Consider the following 15,181-nt stretch of genomic DNA (forward strand, 5'->3'; position numbering starts at 1 on the left):
TTCATGTTCCTTGTATTGTGTTGCTGGTCATCCCCTGCACGCTCTTACGGCGCATCTTTCAGGATGTAACAAAGTGTTTGCCTGGTTGAGTATAAGGAAAGTTGAAGGTTCGGGAAGCGAAATATCCTGGATTTTTTGCTGCGATCATGTTTTATAACTTTATATTAACAGTATTGTGACATGTTAAACAAAAACGCCCGGCAGGTGTGCGCTGCCGGGCGTTTTTGACGGGGCAGGTTTACCCCGATAAAAGATTATTGCGCTCGCAGTTTCTTATCGCGCTGATGGTTAACCCAGGCGTTAATCACCAGCGTAATGGTCAGAATGCCAAACACTACGCCCAGCGAAATCGCGATAGGAATATGGTAGAAGTCGACGATCAGCATCTTAATGCCGATAAAGACCAGAATGACCGCCAGACCATATTTCAGCATCGAGAAGCGTTCCGCCACGCCGGACAGCAGGAAGTACATCGCGCGCAGTCCTAAGATGGCAAACAGGTTAGAGGTCAGTACGATGAACGGGTCGGTGGTGACCGCAAAGATCGCCGGAATACTGTCAACGGCGAAGATTACATCGCTGAACTCAACCATAATCAGCACCAGCAGCAGCGGCGTGGCATACAGCAGGCCGTTTTTACGTACGAAAAAGTGCTCGTTCTCGATCGTATCGGTCATGCGCAGATGCCCGCGCAGCCAACGCACCATCGGTTTTTCGCCAATGCCGGATTCGTCTTCCTTCGCCAGCGCCATTTTTACGCCGGTAAACAGCAGGAAGGCGCCGAACACATACAGCAGCCATTCGAACTGAGTGATAAGCCAGGTACCGGCGAAAATCATGATAGTACGCAACACGATCGCGCCAAGGACCCCATACACCAGCACCCGGCGTTGCAGAGCCGGAGGGACGGAGAAATAGCTAAACAGCATCAGCCAGACAAAGACGTTATCTACGGCCAGCGACTTTTCAATCAGATAGCCGGTAAGGAACGCCAATGCCTGCGGGTCAGCAACTTCGCGCCCTTGCGTTTCAGCCAGATACCACCAGAAAGCGGCGTTAAACAGTAGCGAGAGCGTTACCCACAGGATTGACCATCCTGCCGCTTGTTTCATCGACATAGCATGTGCGCCACGGCGTCCCTGCAACAACAGGTCGATGGATAGCATTATCACCACAACAACCGCGAATCCACCCCATAATAATGGCGTACCAACAGTATTCATTATTTCTCCCTATGCAAAAAAAAACGGCTAACGCCGAATGGCATTAGCCGCTGCTTTTATGCATAGACCTTGCCATTCGGCAAGGTCTCACTTACAACAATAAAGGAATACGCTGACGCATTCCTTTATGGCTGCCCGGTGACCGGATGTGGTTTTGCACACATCGTAATGACGATCGACCGGCAATGAAGTTACTCCCCTTTGCGCGTAACAAAGTATGACAGGCCACGCATAGAGTCAATGACCTGTAACATATAATTTACATAATTTTACGCAGTAAGGGGATGAGTCAGATCGTCCGCCGGGAAGATGACCCCGGTTTGACGGCGTATTTCTGTCAGCCATTTTGCCGTGGCGCGACTTAGCGACAACCCCGGATGTTCCACGGCATGGTTTTCAATAAGCTGGGCAAACGCCCCGGCTTCATACAGCATGGTATTAATATGCTGAGGCTGGGTCAGATCCTGCATCAGCGCGCCGCGCGGCGCAAAACACACTTTCTGGCATTCCGACAGCTTTTCAATGACCAGCGATCCCCTCTCGCCCTGAATTTCACTGGCCAGTACCGAGTCGCTGACTTTGGAATGCTGTAGCGTGACGCTAAAATCGCCGTAATCCATAACCACGACGCCGTGCGCATCTACTCCGCTTTCCAACAAATTCGCCGACGCCTGAACGCTGCGCGGCTCGCCCCATAGCGCGATCGCCGACGCCAGACAGTAATACCCGATATCTATAATCGAACCATTGGAGAAGGCCGGATTAAACGTATTCGGATTTTCACCGTTCAGATAGCGCTGATAACGTGAAGAGTACTGGCAGTAATTTAGGAATGCTTTATGCATTCTGCCGATTTTCGGCAACGATTCCCGCAGCAGCAGGAAATTGGGCAGGCAGGCGGTTTTAAAGGCTTCAAACAGTACCCGCTGGTTATCGCGCGCGCAGGCGATAGCGGCATCAACCTCCGCCAGGTTAGAAGCCAGCGGCTTTTCGCACATGACATGTTTTTTATGCTGCAAAAAGCGCTGTGTCTGGGAGAAATGCAGGGAGTTCGGGCTGGCGATATAAACCGCCTCAATCGCGTCGCTTTGCGCCATCGCTTCCAGCGAGGTAAACAGATGCTCGACGGGATAATCATTTGCGAAAGACTGCGCCTGTTCAAGACTACGGGAGTAAACGGCGGCGAGCCTGAATTTGCCGGTTTCATGGGCGGCGTCGACAAACTGGCGCGTGATCCAGTTAGTCCCAATTACAGCGAAACGTATCATAAACGTCAGCGGACTCCAGAAAGGGATTTTTCGTCAATGTAGCACGCCTTTCCGCCCTTGCCAGTGCGCTGCGACGCACTCTGGCATTTTACTGGCGAGAAGGGCACCCGTGTGCGCTATCAGCCCCAATAGTGACGCCAGCGCCCAGATATTTAGGCTGACGGTGCAAAATTTTGGCATCCAGCACCGCGCTAACCCGCGCCAGCTTTTCCCGAAGTCGTGTGTAGGTTCCGTGCCTTTTATTCAGATCCGGCGCGTTAACGCCGATAGCGTCAATGCCATATTGTTGCGCCAGCCAGATCGCCCGTTGATTATGGAATGCTTGCGAGATAATCGTAATGCGGTTTTCGCCAAACACTTTCCGGGCGCGAACCACGGAGTCCAGCGTGGAGAATCCGGCATAATCACAAAAAATGGCCGCTTCCGGCACACCTTTCGCTATCAGCGCCTGCTGCATCGCCGAAGGTTCATCGTACTCTTTTTTGCCGTTATCGCCGCTGACTAACAGCCACTTCACTTTACCGGCGTGATACAACGCGGCGGCAGTATTAATCCGCCGGGTAAAATACCGATTGCCGGGTTTAGCGCCTAACACCAGCCCGACGTTGCGGGCGGGAACGGTCTGAATGTCATTCCATGTCAGATGCTGCGAGGCGTTGACGATAAGCCAGTTGGAATAGAAAAGCGCGACGCCTGCTGCGACAAGCAGAAAACACGCCACTGTTAACGCCCGGCGTGTAAAACAGAGGCGGCGGATAAAACGGGCACATTGTGAGAGCATGGTTGTTGCGCGGTTCCGTTGGCGGTGGATAAAAAATACCCTCTACAGATCGTCATCCTTGACGTGGCGGCAGGCAATGAGCGAAATGTGAACGCGCCGATTTTATGCCCACGCCGTTAAAAAGATACGGGGGAAGGGGCATTTTCAGAATTTATTGTGCCGACAGCGCCTGATGCGTCAGCCACAGGCGCGTATCAAACTCCAGTTGATGGTACTGCGGCTCCATATGGCAGCAGAGCTGATAAAACGCTTTGTTATGATCTTTCTCTTTCAGGTGCGCCAGTTCGTGAACCACAATCATTCGTAAGAATGGCTCCGGGGCGTTGCGAAACACGGTGGCGACGCGGATCTCCGCCTTTGCCTTGAGCTTGCCGCCCTGAACGCGCGAGACAGCGGTATGCAGTCCCAGCGCATTTTTCAGCACATGGATCTTGCTGTCATACATCACTTTATTGATGGGCGGCGCATTGCGCAGAAACTGACTTTTCAGTTCCTGAGTATAGTGATATAGCGCTTTGTCAGTGGCGTAATCATGCGCGCCGGGATAACGTTTTTCCAGCACCGCTCCCAGGCGCTGCTCGGCGATTAAGGTACGCACCTGGGCAAGGAGATGTTCCGGATACCCCTGAAGGTAAGTTAGTGAGGTCATCAAAGCTCCATGTTGCTGATAAAAAGTGTATACTCACGCACCCTTTTCAGGGATAACGCCGCAATTTTACCATTCAGGAGGCCTAATGAGCCACGTAGACGACGGTTTCCGTTCACTGACGCTGAAACGTTTTCCGCAAACGGATGATGTTAACCCGCTTCTGGCGTGGGAGGCGGCCGATGAGTATCTGCTGCAACAGTTGGATGAGACGGAAATTCGCGGCCCGGTGCTGATCCTGAATGATACGTTTGGCGCGCTAAGCTGTGCGCTGGCGGAGCATTCGCCATACAGTATTGGCGATTCGTATTTAAGCGAACTGGGTACGCGAGAGAATTTACGCCATAACGGCATCGCGGAGTCCAGCGTAACGTTTCTCGACAGTACCGCTGACTACCCGCAGGCGCCGGGCGTGGTATTGATTAAGGTACCGAAAACACTGGCGTTGCTGGAACAGCAGTTACGCGCTTTGCGTAAGGTCGTTACGGCGCAAACGCGTATTATCGCCGGCGCGAAAGCGCGTGATATTCATACCTCTACGCTGGAACTGTTTGAAAAAGTGCTGGGCCCAACCACGACGACGCTGGCGTGGAAGAAAGCGCGCCTGATTAACTGTACCTTCAGTCATCCGCAACTGGCCGACGCGCCGCAAACGCTAAGCTGGAAACTGGAAGATACAGGCTGGACGATTCACAACCACGCGAATGTGTTTTCTCGTACCGGATTGGATATCGGCGCGCGCTTCTTTATGCAGCATTTGCCGGAAAACCTCGACGGGGAGATTGTCGATCTCGGCTGCGGCAATGGGGTGATTGGCCTGAGCTTACTGGCGAAAAATCCGCAGGCGAACGTGGTATTTGTCGATGAATCGCCGATGGCGGTAGATTCCAGCCGTTTGAATGTAGAAACGAACCTGCCGGAAGCGTTCGAACGCTGCGAATTTATGATCAACAATGCGCTCTCCGGCGTGGAGCCGTTCCGTTTTAACGCTGTGTTCTGCAACCCGCCGTTCCACCAGAAACATGCGCTGACGGATAATATCGCCTGGGAGATGTTCCATCACGCCCGCCGTTGCCTGAAAATCAACGGCGAACTGTATATTGTGGCGAACCGCCATCTGGACTATTTCCACAAGCTGAAGAAGATTTTCGGTAATTGCGCGACGATAGCAACCAACAATAAATTTGTTATTTTGAAAGCGGTGAAGCAGGGGCGCCGTCGATAAGGCGCTCAAGCGTCATACCGGCCTATAAAACCGGTATGACGGTGTAAGCCCGATAAGCGCAGCGCCATCAGGCAAAGTCGTTAAATCTCCAGCGCCAGTCGAGTGCCCTGGGCAATCGCCCGTCGGGCATCCAGCTCCATCGCGACATCGCATCCGCCGATAAGATGTACCGTTTTACCTGCGGCGCGTAACGGGTCCGCCAGCTCGCGGCGGGGTTCTTGTCCGGCGCAGATCACCACATGATCCACTTCCAGCAACTGCGGCTCGCCGCCAATCAAGAGATGTAATCCGTCGTCGTCGATCTTCTGGTAACTGACCGCCGGGATCATCTTCACGCCGCGCGCCAGTAACGTCGCGCGATGGATCCAGCCGGTGGTTTTACCTAACCCTTCGCCCGGCTTGCTGGCTTTGCGTTGCAGCATGACGATTTGCCGTGGACTACGTGCCAGGCGCGGGCCTTCCGGGCGCAGACCGCCTGCCTGCTGCAGGCTGGTATCAATTCCCCATTCCGTACAAAATTCAGCAATATTTTGGCTGGTGGATTCGCCGTGCTGGCTCAGATACATGGCCGTGTCAAAACCGATCCCGCCGCAGCCGATGATCGCCACTCGTTTACCAACCGGCGCTTTATCGCGCAATACCTCCAGGTAGGTCAATGCCTTTGGATGATCGATACCGTCTATCGGCGGGCGGCGCGGTACTATTCCACAGGCGAGGATCGCTTCGTCAAACGGCTGAAGATCCTCTGCGTTCACCTGTTGGTTCAGTTTCAGCGTAACGCCAGTAATATCGATCATTCGACGGTAGTAGCGCAGCGTTTCGTAAAACTCCTCTTTACCCGGGATCTGCCTGGCGATAGTGAACTGACCGCCAATTTCACTCTGGGCGTCAAACAGCGTGACATGATGGCCGCGCGACGCGGCGTTAATCGCGAAAGCCAGCCCCGCCGGGCCTGCGCCGACAACGGCCAGATTCTTTTTGCGTATGGCCGGCGTTATCGGCATGTGGGTTTCGTGACAGGCGCGTGGGTTCACCAGACAGGAGGTCACTTTGCCGATGAAGATCCGATCCAGACAGGCCTGATTACAGCCGATACAGGTGTTGATCTCATCTGCGCGTCCGGATTGCGCTTTAGTCAGGAATTCGGCATCGGCAAGGAAGGGGCGCGCCATCGACACCATATCGGCATCGCCGCGCGTCAGGATCGTCTCGGCGACCTGCGGATCGTTAATGCGATTGGTCGCGATCAGCGGAACCGACACATGACCTTTGAGTTTCCGCGTCACCCAGCTAAAGGCGCCACGCGGTACTGGCGTGGCGATGGTCGGGATTCGCGCCTCATGCCAGCCAATGCCGGTATTAATTAGGCTTGCGCCTGCGGCTTCAATGGCTTGCGCCAGTTGTACCGTTTCGTCGAACGTGCCACCATTTTCCACCAGATCGAGCATCGACAGGCGATAGATAATAATAAAGTCGTTCCCTACCCGCTGGCGTACCGCGCGTACTACCTCAACCGCGAAGCGCATACGGCTGGCATAGTCGCCGCCCCATTCGTCATCGCGATGGTTAGTTCGCCGCGTGAGAAATTCATTAATCAGATAGCCCTCTGATCCCATCACCTCTACGCCGTCGTAGCCTGCTTCCCGCGCCAGTTGCGCGCAATGCGCGAAGTCGTCGATTAACTGCAAGATTTCATCATGCGTCAGTTCATGCGGCATAAAGCGGTTGATTGGCGCCTGAATTGCCGACGGCGCGACCAGGTGCGGTTGATAGCTGTAACGTCCAGTGTGCAGAATTTGCAGCGCGATTTTACCGCCTTGCGCATGTACGGCATCGGTCACCACGCGGTGAGGCGTTAATTGGCTGGCATCGTTCAGCATCGCACCGCCGGTCATCACGACCCCGGAGGGAACGGGCGCAATACCGCCGGTGACGATTAACGCTACGCCGTGTCGCGCGCGCTCGGCATAAAATGCCGCCAGGCGCTCAGCGCCATCAGGATGTTCTTCCAGACCCGTGTGCATCGATCCCATCAGCACGCGGTTTCTGAGAGTAGTAAAGCCCAGATCGAGCGGGGCGAACAGCGACGGGTAGCTCATAAGCGTATCCAGTATGTAAAATTATTGTTATGTGGTCGGATGAGTTACTACTGTAGCCGTCGCGAGGTAAAAGGGAAAAGGGGAATGTGGTGATTGTGATGGGATTCAAAAAAGAGGCCGCGACCCGGGGAAAACAGGCCGGATAAGCATAGCGCCATCCGGCATCGTTTTTAAACCTCTTCAACGCTCACCTGCATCGCCGTCAGCGCATTACGCGCTGATTTCAATACCTGTTCGCACAGTTCAATGGTTAGCGTGAGCGGTGGCTCGATACGAATTGTTTTCGCATTATTCAGCGTACCAGCGACCAGCACGCGTTGACGGAACATCTCACTGGCAAAACGGTAGCCCGTTTCGTTATCGACAAATTCAATGGCCATCAACATACCTTTGCCGCGCGCATCGTGTACCAGATTGGGATATTCACGCGCAAGTTGTCGAAAACCATCCAGTAGCGTATCGCCTTTTTGTTCCGCCTGGGCCGGGAGGTTTTGCTCCAGCAGGACGTTAATGGTCGCCAGCGCGGCAGCACAAGCCAGCGGATTACCGCCAAAAGTGGTGGTATGCAGGAAGGGGTTGTCGAACAGAACCGAAAACACCTCTTCAGTCGCGATGGTGGCGCCAATCGGCATCACGCCGCCGCCCAGGGCTTTCGCCAGACACAGAATATCAGGCTGCACATTTTCGTGCTCGCAGGCAAACATCTTGCCGGTACGCCCCATGCCGGTTTGTACTTCATCCAGAATCATCAGCGCGCCGAATTCATCACAGAGCTTACGTACCTCTGTCAGGTATCCCTGCGGCGGCAGGATCACGCCGCCTTCACCCTGAATAGGCTCCAGAATCACGGCTGCTATCTCGTCGCCCGTTTTTTTGCCTTCGCTAAATGCCATGCTCATCGCGTCGATATTGCCAAACGGCACATGGCGGAAGCCCGGCAGTAAAGGCATAAAGGGTCTGCGGAAGGTGGATTTGGCCGTGGCGGAGAGCGCGCCCAATGATTTGCCGTGAAATGCGCCGCTGGTGGCGATAAAGGTAAACTTGCCGCGCGGCGACTGATACGCTTTTGCCAGTTTTAGCGCCGCTTCGACGGATTCGGTGCCGCTGTTACAGAAAAAGCTGTACTTGAGTTTCCCCGGTGTCAGCGCCGCCAGCGTTTTTGCCAGCATCGCCCGCAAGGGGTCAAGTAACTCCTGGCTGTGGAGAGGTTGTTTTGCGAGTTGATTCTGGACGGCGGATACCACAACAGGATTACGGTGCCCCACGTTAAAGATGCCAAACCCCCCAAGACAGTCGATAAACTCCTGCCCCTGGGTGTCGACAAGCGTATTCAAACTGCCCGCTTGCCACTCTACGGCTCCGTAATCCCCGCCGGCGGTAACAGATTTCCGGTATTCCAGAAATCCTGGATTTACATGCTCTTTAAAGTAGTCAATGACCTCTCGGTTTAGTGCTTTCATTTCCTCATGGTTTAGCGTTCGCTTCTCGATGAGATTCAGTGCGTGCGCGCTACAGGCCAAAGCCGATGCGCTGGAAGGTAACCTGTTCAAAATGAGCTCCAGAGGGCCGTGTATCACATGATACTGAATTAAGTATTGCAGGGATTAGCGGGGGTCTAAGCCCATAGTGAAAATCGGGATAAACACCAGGAATAATCACATTTACACAACATTTAATGTTATGTGTTAACAATTGGATGCATTTTGAGCAGATCTTGTTTTATGGTTTACGGTGTGTTGCGTTAACGGCGGCGTGAGAAAAAGGTGAGCCAGGGCAGATTTTAAAGAAAAAGGTTGTCCATGCTAAACAATTTCATAATGAAAATAAGGCGCAGGATGAGGTGAAAATCGTACAAATATTAAGGATTAATCGCAAATTGCGATCCAGAGCAATTTTAACAACTAAAGATAAATAGATTAGCGCCGAAATAACATCTGAGCGAAAAATTAACATCCAGATAACCTGCACAGGACGCTATCATGTCTTCTCATCCCTACGTCAGCCAGCTAAATACCCCGCTGGATGATGATACCACTCTGATGTCTACGACCGACCTGGAAAGCTATATCACTCACGCCAATGACACTTTTGTCCAGGTGAGCGGCTATCAGTTAAACGAGTTACTGGCGCAGCCACATAATCTGGTGCGTCATCCGGATATGCCGAAAGCTGCCTTCGCAGATATGTGGTACACCCTAAAACAGGGCGAACCGTGGAGCGGCATTGTGAAAAACCGGCGTAAAAACGGCGACCATTACTGGGTGCGGGCCAACGCGGTACCGATGATACGTGAAGGGCGTGTGACGGGATATATGTCGATCCGTACCCGCGCCACGGATGATGAGATTGCCGCCGTCGAGCCTTTATATCAGGCGCTAAATGAAGGGCGGTGTAGTAAACGTATTCATAAAGGCCTGGTGGTTCGTCAGGGCTTGCTGGGCAAACTGCCCGCTATGCCTGTTCGCTGGCGAGTGCGTAGCATTATGGGGCTAATGGCCGTAATGCTGGCGTTGGCGCTGTTCGGTACGGATGCCTCATGGCAGGCGTTGCTGTTGGGCGCGTTGGCGATGCTGGCAGGTACGGCGCTATTTGAATGGCAAATTGTGCGTCCCATTGAAAATGTGGCGACGCAGGCGCTGAAAGTGGCGACCGGCGAACGCAACAGCGTACAACATCTTAATCGCAGCGATGAGTTGGGGCTGATGCTGAGGGCCGTGGGGCAGCTTGGCTTGATGTGCCGCTGGCTGATCAATGACGTATCAAGTCAGGTTTCCAGCGTCAGAAACGGCAGTGAAAGGCTGGCGAAGGGTAACAATGATCTGAACGAACACACCCGTCAGACCGTGGAGAATGTTCAGGAAACGGTAACGACCATGAACCAGATGGCGGAGTCCGTGAAGCTCAATTCCGAGACGGCTTCCGCTGCGGATAAGCTTTCCATGGCGGCCAGTAGCGCGGCGACTCAGGGAGGTGAGGCGATGGATACGGTGATTAAAACGATGGATGATATCGCTCACAGTACGCAACGTATCGGGACGATCACCACGCTAATTAACGATATCGCTTTTCAGACGAATATCCTGGCGCTGAATGCGGCGGTAGAAGCGGCGAGAGCGGGCGAGCAGGGGAAAGGGTTTGCCGTGGTTGCTGGCGAGGTACGCCATCTTGCCAGCCGCAGCGCTAACGCGGCGAACGATATTCGTAAATTAATTGACGCCAGCGCAACAAAGGTGCAGTCAGGCTCCGAGCAGGTTCACGCCGCAGGCCGTACCATGGATGACATTGTAGCCCAGGTGCAAAATGTCACCCTGCTTATCGCACGTATCAGTCAGTCGACGCAGGAACAGACAGATGGGCTTTCCAGCCTGACTCGCGCCGTGGACGAGTTGAACCGCATAACCCAGAAAAATGCGGCGCTGGTGGAAGAGAGCGCACAAGTCTCCGCAATGGTAAAACACCGTGCCAGCCGGCTGGAGGATGCGGTCACGGTACTGCATTAAGTTTATTTGTAGGTAGCAACGGTAATGACATCCGCCCGGTAGCAACAAGCTTACCGGGCGGATGCGCTCTGATAGAAGGCGGTGCCTGCCATCACAGAGAGTATCAGTGGCCTGTGATGTTAAAAATAATGTGATATTTATTCCTTCTTTCTTCCTACCTATTAATAGGTATAAGCTCAGTTAATAAATAAGAAATGGTTAACCTTTTAGCGTATTTCTTTCATTATTGGTGCCAATTTATGTCACTATTGGTTCATCTTTCTGTGAACAATAAAAATTACTTACTAATAATGTTCCGAAATAAAAAGCGATCAATATCATAAAGTTAGTAACATTATTGCCGATAAATCTTCCTGTATGAGGATATGCAATCCCAGGGAGAAAATATGTTTTTGCATAACATTAAAATACGTTCAAAATTATTTATGGCCTTTGGCTTATTCATTGTTCTCATGGTGGTGAGTTCCGCTCTGTCTTTGTTTAGCCTTGATCGGGCTAATACGGGTATGCAGGACATTATTACCAATGATTATCCCACCACGGTAAAAGCCAATCTGTTAATCGATAATTTTAATGATTTCATCATCGCGCAGCAGCTCATGTTACTGGATGAAGAGGGGCGCTGGAGCCAGAGCTCGCAGAAAGAACTCAGTGAGATAAGCCAGCGCATTTCGGCGTTACTGGATGAGCTTTCCAGGGAAAATAGTCACGATGCGGATTCACAGAAAATCATTAATGAGATCCGTGAAGCGCGCCAGCAATACCTGGAGTCCAGATTCCGTATTTTGAAAGATATTCAAAGCAATAATCGTCAGGCGGCCATTCAGGAGATGATGACCAGAACGGTGCAGGTGCAAAAAGTCTATAAGGACAAAGTCCAGGAACTTATCGCTGTTCAGGACGCGCAGATGCATGAAGCGAGCGTGCAGGTCAAAGAGGATTTTAAAAATAATCGGACGCTGTTAATCACTTTGGCGCTGATAAGCATCGCCGCCGGAGGCGTAATGGGATGGTATATTGTGCGTTCTATTACCCGGCCGCTTGATGACGCAGTACGCTTTGCCGAGGCGATTGCCGATGGCGATCTGACTCGTCATATCACCACCGACTATAAAGATGAAACAGGCGTACTACTGCAAGCATTAATGGCGATGAAAACGCGTCTGCTGGATATCGTACAGGAAGTGCAAAACGGTTCGGAGAGTATCTCCACGGCGGCGGCGCAAATTGTCGCCGGTAACCAGGATTTGGCGGCGCGTACGGAAGAGCAGGCCAGCTCGGTTGAAGAAACGGCGGCGTCGATGGAACAGATTACCGCCACGGTTAAAAACACAGCCGATCATACCAGTGAAGCGACCAAACTCTCTGCCGGCGCCGCCAGCGTGGTGAAAAACAATGGGGAGATGATGAATCAAGTGACGCAGAAAATGCGCGTCATTAACGATACGGCAAATCGTATGTCGGATATCATCAATATCATTGATTCCATTGCCTTTCAGACCAATATTCTGGCGCTGAACGCGGCGGTTGAAGCGGCGCGCGCGGGCGAACATGGACGTGGTTTTGCCGTTGTCGCCGGAGAGGTTCGCCAGTTGGCGCAAAAGAGCGCCTCGTCAGCCAGTGAAATCCGTAATTTGATTGAAGATTCAACCAGTCAGACTCAGGAAGGGATGCACCTGGTGGAGAAAGCCAGCGCCCTGATTAATGGCATGGTGGATAACGTCGAAGAGATGGATGTGATATTACGTGAGATTGGGCAGGCCAGCCGCGAGCAAACTGACGGTATTTCGCAGATTAACAGCGCGATTGGCCTGATTGACGCCGCCACGCAACAAAACTCCTGCCTTGTGGAAGAGTCTGTTGCCGCCGCAGCGTCGCTGAACGAACAGGCGTTACATTTAAAAGAGCTGGTTAACGTGTTCCGCGTCCGCGAAGAGGACACGCAGCCCGCTTAATCCAGTTCGGCGATTTCCAGCGCCGCGCGATCAATCACGCCGATAATGCGTTTGATTTGCGCGTCGTTGATATCGCTGTGGTTTATCCGCAGATCCAGCACGGCCTTGAAGTTATCCAGCGCCCGCTTCATCTGCGGATTTTTACGTAACTCCATGCCCACACAACGGGCTTTTAGCCGCGCCTGAATATGCGTCAGATGTTCGCGATTTTCATCAAGCCATTGCGCGCCGTTCGCGGTAATCGCGATTTTTTTCCGCCCGCCTTCTTCGTCGCTAATCGTGATAAATTGCTGATCCTGTAAAAAATCCAGCGTAGGGTAGATCACGCCAGCGCTTGGCGTATAGCCGCCCCCCGTCAGGTTTTCTATCGCTTTAATCAGTTCATAGCCGTGGCTGGCGTCCCGGGTCAGGATATCAAGAATGACCAGCCGAAGTTCCCCGTGGCCAAAAAATCGCTGGCGTCGACCACCGCCCTGTCCATGACGACCACAGCCGTGTCCGTGACGGTGTTCGCCGCCGCAACTGGCGTTCTCATGCTGATGCGCGCTATGGCAGCCTTCATGCTGATGTTCGCGATCTTTGCAGCAACCATCGTGCTTATGATCCCGGTTTTTGCAACACCCTTCATGTTGATTTTGCATCATTGCCTCCTGCTTATTTAGATATATCTAATTTATATCTAAATGATGGGTTTTAGCAAGGGTAAAAGCGATTGTTTCTATAATCTATTAATTTATAACGTTTTATTCTAAGGTTATAGTTAGCGACTCGTTGCCAGAACACTATCAAAAAACAGTTGCATTTTTACTGATTAACAATCATTATCATTTAAAACTTTAATTTAGATATATCGTATTACTTCACGAAGGCAAAAAATGACGACATCATCCGTACGCTACCCACAACGTGTTCGTAATGAACTGCGTTTTCGCGAGCTGACCGTTCTGCGGGTAGAACGTATTAGCGCAGGATTTCAGCGGATCGTACTTGGCGGCGAGGCGCTGGACGGTTTCACCTCCCTGGGCTTTGACGATCACACGAAAGTTTTTTTCCCTGAGCCAGGCTGTCGCTTTACGCCTCCGACAGTCACTGAGGAAGGTATTATCTGGGGGGAGGGCGTTCGTCCGGTCTCCAGGGATTACACGCCGCTGTATGATGAGGCGCGTCGCGAGCTGGCGCTGGATTTCTTTATCCACGATGGCGGCGTAGCCAGCCGTTGGGCAATGGAAGCCCGTGAAGGCGATACACTGACGATCGGCGGGCCGCGCGGTTCGCTGGTGGTGCCGGAGGATTATGCCTGTCAGGTTTATGTCTGCGATGAGTCCGGTATGCCTGCGCTGCGTCGTCGTCTGGAATCGCTTAGTCGTCTGCCTGCGCGCCCAGCGGTAACCGCGCTGGTGAGCATTCAGGATGCCGCATATCGCGATTATCTCGCCCATTTGACGGATATTACTGTGGAATATGTTGTTGGCGGCGATGAACAGGTAATGCAAACGCGCCTGTCGCAGCTGACAATACCAGAATCAGACTATTTCATCTGGATTACTGGCGAAGGCAAAACGGTAAAACGTTTAAGTCAGTGCTTTGAAAAGGGGTTTGATCCACACCTGGTACGTGCGGCAGCCTATTGGCATCGTAAATAGCGGTATGGGGCGACCCTGTCAGAAACAAAAAAGCCACTCTTTAGAGTGGCTTAATTATATGATTTTAAAGCTAAAATTTGGTGGCCCCTGCTGGACTTGAACCAGCGACCAAGCGATTATGAGTCGCCTGCTCTAACCACTGAGCTAAGGGGCCGTGGCGGTGGATTATAATGTAACTTTACGCTGTAATCCAGCCGTAACCGTGCGGGTGCTGTTTTTATAAACAATGTGTTTTCAACCCGTTATACTTAAAGTACGTTGTATTGCTCAGGAGTAATAATGGTTAAGGACATACTGGCGCCAGGGCTACGGGTGGTTTTTTGCGGCATCAATCCGGGACTCTCCTCGGCGAATACCGGCTTTCCGTTTGCGCATCCCGCGAATCGTTTTTGGAAAGTTATTCATTTGGCCGGTTTCACCGATCGACAGTTGAAACCGGAAGAGGCGGAAAAATTACTGGATTTTCGCTGCGGGGTAACGAAACTCGTCGATCGACCGACGGTACAAGCGACCGAGGTGAAGTTGCATGAATTACGTAGCGGCGGACGCAACCTGATTGAAAAAATAGAGGACTACCAGCCCGCAGCGCTGGCGGTGCTTGGTAAACAGGCTTTTGAACAGGGATTCAGCCAGCGTGGTATCGCCTGGGGTAAACAAAAGATCGCCATTGGCGCGACGATGGTGTGGGTGTTGCCGAATCCCAGCGGCTTAAACCGAATTAAAACGGAAAAACTGGTCGAGGCCTATCGCGAACTGGATCAAGCGCTCATTATGCGTGGGCTATAGCAATGGGGAATGAGGGCGCGAATACTCGCGCTGTGTAGAAATTCTGCAGGCCAAA

The 15,181-nt window shown here is 52.4% G+C and carries 12 protein-coding genes and 1 tRNA gene; 5 read left to right on the top strand and 8 right to left on the bottom strand.

Annotation, left to right across the window (positions count from 1 at the left end; translation table 11 throughout):
• Positions 1–254: 254 nt before the first annotated feature.
• The 4 genes from OLG56_RS03065 to OLG56_RS03080 form a co-directional block, all read right to left on the bottom strand.
• Positions 255–1,223: a TerC family protein gene (locus tag OLG56_RS03065; protein ID WP_001098833.1), complete on the bottom strand. Its 969-nt coding sequence runs from the start codon at positions 1,221–1,223 to the stop codon at positions 255–257.
• Positions 1,224–1,492: 269 nt separating this feature from the next.
• Positions 1,493–2,491, bottom strand: a complete 999-nt coding sequence (locus tag OLG56_RS03070) for a Gfo/Idh/MocA family protein (RefSeq protein ID WP_061377622.1) — start codon at positions 2,489–2,491, stop codon at positions 1,493–1,495.
• A gap of 88 nt (positions 2,492–2,579) precedes the next feature.
• Entirely contained in the window at positions 2,580–3,272 is a 693-nt protein-coding gene (locus OLG56_RS03075; RefSeq protein ID WP_001646364.1) for a SanA/YdcF family protein, read from the bottom strand.
• Between the two features lie 151 nt (positions 3,273–3,423).
• The gene (locus OLG56_RS03080) at positions 3,424–3,921 is read right to left on the bottom strand and encodes a M48 metallopeptidase family protein (RefSeq protein WP_000202969.1); all 498 of its coding nucleotides are present in this window, start codon (positions 3,919–3,921) and stop codon (positions 3,424–3,426) included.
• Between the two features lie 85 nt (positions 3,922–4,006).
• Here OLG56_RS03080 and rlmG point away from each other — a divergent pair, with 85 nt between their 5' ends.
• Positions 4,007–5,143: a 23S rRNA (guanine(1835)-N(2))-methyltransferase RlmG gene (rlmG, locus tag OLG56_RS03085; RefSeq protein ID WP_000019989.1), complete on the top strand. Its 1,137-nt coding sequence runs from the start codon at positions 4,007–4,009 to the stop codon at positions 5,141–5,143.
• Between the two features lie 80 nt (positions 5,144–5,223).
• Here the strand turns inward: rlmG and OLG56_RS03090 are convergent, their stop codons facing one another.
• Together OLG56_RS03090 and ygjG are read right to left on the bottom strand one after the other, a co-directional pair.
• Positions 5,224–7,242, bottom strand: a complete 2,019-nt coding sequence (locus tag OLG56_RS03090; protein ID WP_000121520.1) for an NADPH-dependent 2,4-dienoyl-CoA reductase — start codon at positions 7,240–7,242, stop codon at positions 5,224–5,226.
• 170 nt (positions 7,243–7,412) lie between these two features.
• Positions 7,413–8,792, bottom strand: a complete 1,380-nt coding sequence (ygjG, locus tag OLG56_RS03095; RefSeq protein ID WP_072275024.1) for a putrescine aminotransferase — start codon at positions 8,790–8,792, stop codon at positions 7,413–7,415.
• Between the two features lie 429 nt (positions 8,793–9,221).
• Between ygjG and OLG56_RS03100 the strand changes: the two genes are divergently transcribed.
• Together OLG56_RS03100 and OLG56_RS03105 are read left to right on the top strand one after the other, a co-directional pair.
• On the top strand, positions 9,222–10,742 hold the full coding sequence (locus OLG56_RS03100) for a methyl-accepting chemotaxis protein (protein ID WP_000094642.1): 1,521 nt from the start codon (positions 9,222–9,224) through the stop codon (positions 10,740–10,742).
• A 386-nt stretch (positions 10,743–11,128) separates the two neighbouring features.
• Positions 11,129–12,697, top strand: coding sequence for a methyl-accepting chemotaxis protein (locus OLG56_RS03105; protein WP_000478462.1), 1,569 nt, complete (start codon positions 11,129–11,131; stop codon positions 12,695–12,697).
• On the opposite strand, the gene OLG56_RS03110 is transcribed toward OLG56_RS03105, so the two are convergent.
• Entirely contained in the window at positions 12,694–13,341 is a 648-nt protein-coding gene (locus OLG56_RS03110; protein ID WP_000983434.1) for a PadR family transcriptional regulator, read from the bottom strand. The two genes, OLG56_RS03105 and OLG56_RS03110, sit on opposite strands and share 4 nt — an antisense overlap.
• Positions 13,342–13,572: 231 nt before the next feature.
• Between OLG56_RS03110 and OLG56_RS03115 the strand changes: the two genes are divergently transcribed.
• Positions 13,573–14,340, top strand: coding sequence for a siderophore-interacting protein (locus OLG56_RS03115; RefSeq protein WP_000213762.1), 768 nt, complete (start codon positions 13,573–13,575; stop codon positions 14,338–14,340).
• A 78-nt stretch (positions 14,341–14,418) separates the two neighbouring features.
• Here OLG56_RS03115 and OLG56_RS03120 read toward each other — a convergent pair.
• Positions 14,419–14,494: transfer RNA gene (locus OLG56_RS03120), tRNA-Ile, on the bottom strand.
• Positions 14,495–14,619: 125 nt separating this feature from the next.
• Between OLG56_RS03120 and mug the strand changes: the two genes are divergently transcribed.
• Positions 14,620–15,126 carry a G/U mismatch-specific DNA glycosylase gene (mug, locus tag OLG56_RS03125; protein ID WP_000237776.1) on the top strand — a complete coding sequence of 169 codons (507 nt, stop codon included), beginning with the start codon at positions 14,620–14,622 and terminating at the stop codon, positions 15,124–15,126.
• The last annotated feature ends 55 nt before the right edge of the window (positions 15,127–15,181 follow it).

Source organism: Salmonella sp. 2018103 (genome assembly GCF_026247685.1).
In the GTDB taxonomy this organism is placed as follows: Bacteria; Pseudomonadota; Gammaproteobacteria; order Enterobacterales; family Enterobacteriaceae; genus Salmonella; species Salmonella enterica.

Excerpts from the sequence above, each read along its gene's own strand:
- OLG56_RS03065 (WP_001098833.1), bottom strand. The coding sequence starts at position 1,223 with ATGAATACTGTTGGTACGCCATTATTATGGGGTGGATTCGCGGTTGTT.
- OLG56_RS03070 (WP_061377622.1), bottom strand. The coding sequence starts at position 2,491 with ATGATACGTTTCGCTGTAATTGGGACTAACTGGATCACGCGCCAGTTT.
- OLG56_RS03075 (WP_001646364.1), bottom strand. The coding sequence starts at position 3,272 with ATGCTCTCACAATGTGCCCGTTTTATCCGCCGCCTCTGTTTTACACGC.
- OLG56_RS03080 (WP_000202969.1), bottom strand. The coding sequence starts at position 3,921 with ATGACCTCACTAACTTACCTTCAGGGGTATCCGGAACATCTCCTTGCC.
- rlmG (WP_000019989.1), top strand. The coding sequence starts at position 4,007 with ATGAGCCACGTAGACGACGGTTTCCGTTCACTGACGCTGAAACGTTTT.
- OLG56_RS03090 (WP_000121520.1), bottom strand. The coding sequence starts at position 7,242 with ATGAGCTACCCGTCGCTGTTCGCCCCGCTCGATCTGGGCTTTACTACT.
- OLG56_RS03100 (WP_000094642.1), top strand. The coding sequence starts at position 9,222 with ATGTCTTCTCATCCCTACGTCAGCCAGCTAAATACCCCGCTGGATGAT.
- OLG56_RS03105 (WP_000478462.1), top strand. The coding sequence starts at position 11,129 with ATGTTTTTGCATAACATTAAAATACGTTCAAAATTATTTATGGCCTTT.
- OLG56_RS03110 (WP_000983434.1), bottom strand. The coding sequence starts at position 13,341 with ATGATGCAAAATCAACATGAAGGGTGTTGCAAAAACCGGGATCATAAG.
- OLG56_RS03115 (WP_000213762.1), top strand. The coding sequence starts at position 13,573 with ATGACGACATCATCCGTACGCTACCCACAACGTGTTCGTAATGAACTG.
- mug (WP_000237776.1), top strand. The coding sequence starts at position 14,620 with ATGGTTAAGGACATACTGGCGCCAGGGCTACGGGTGGTTTTTTGCGGC.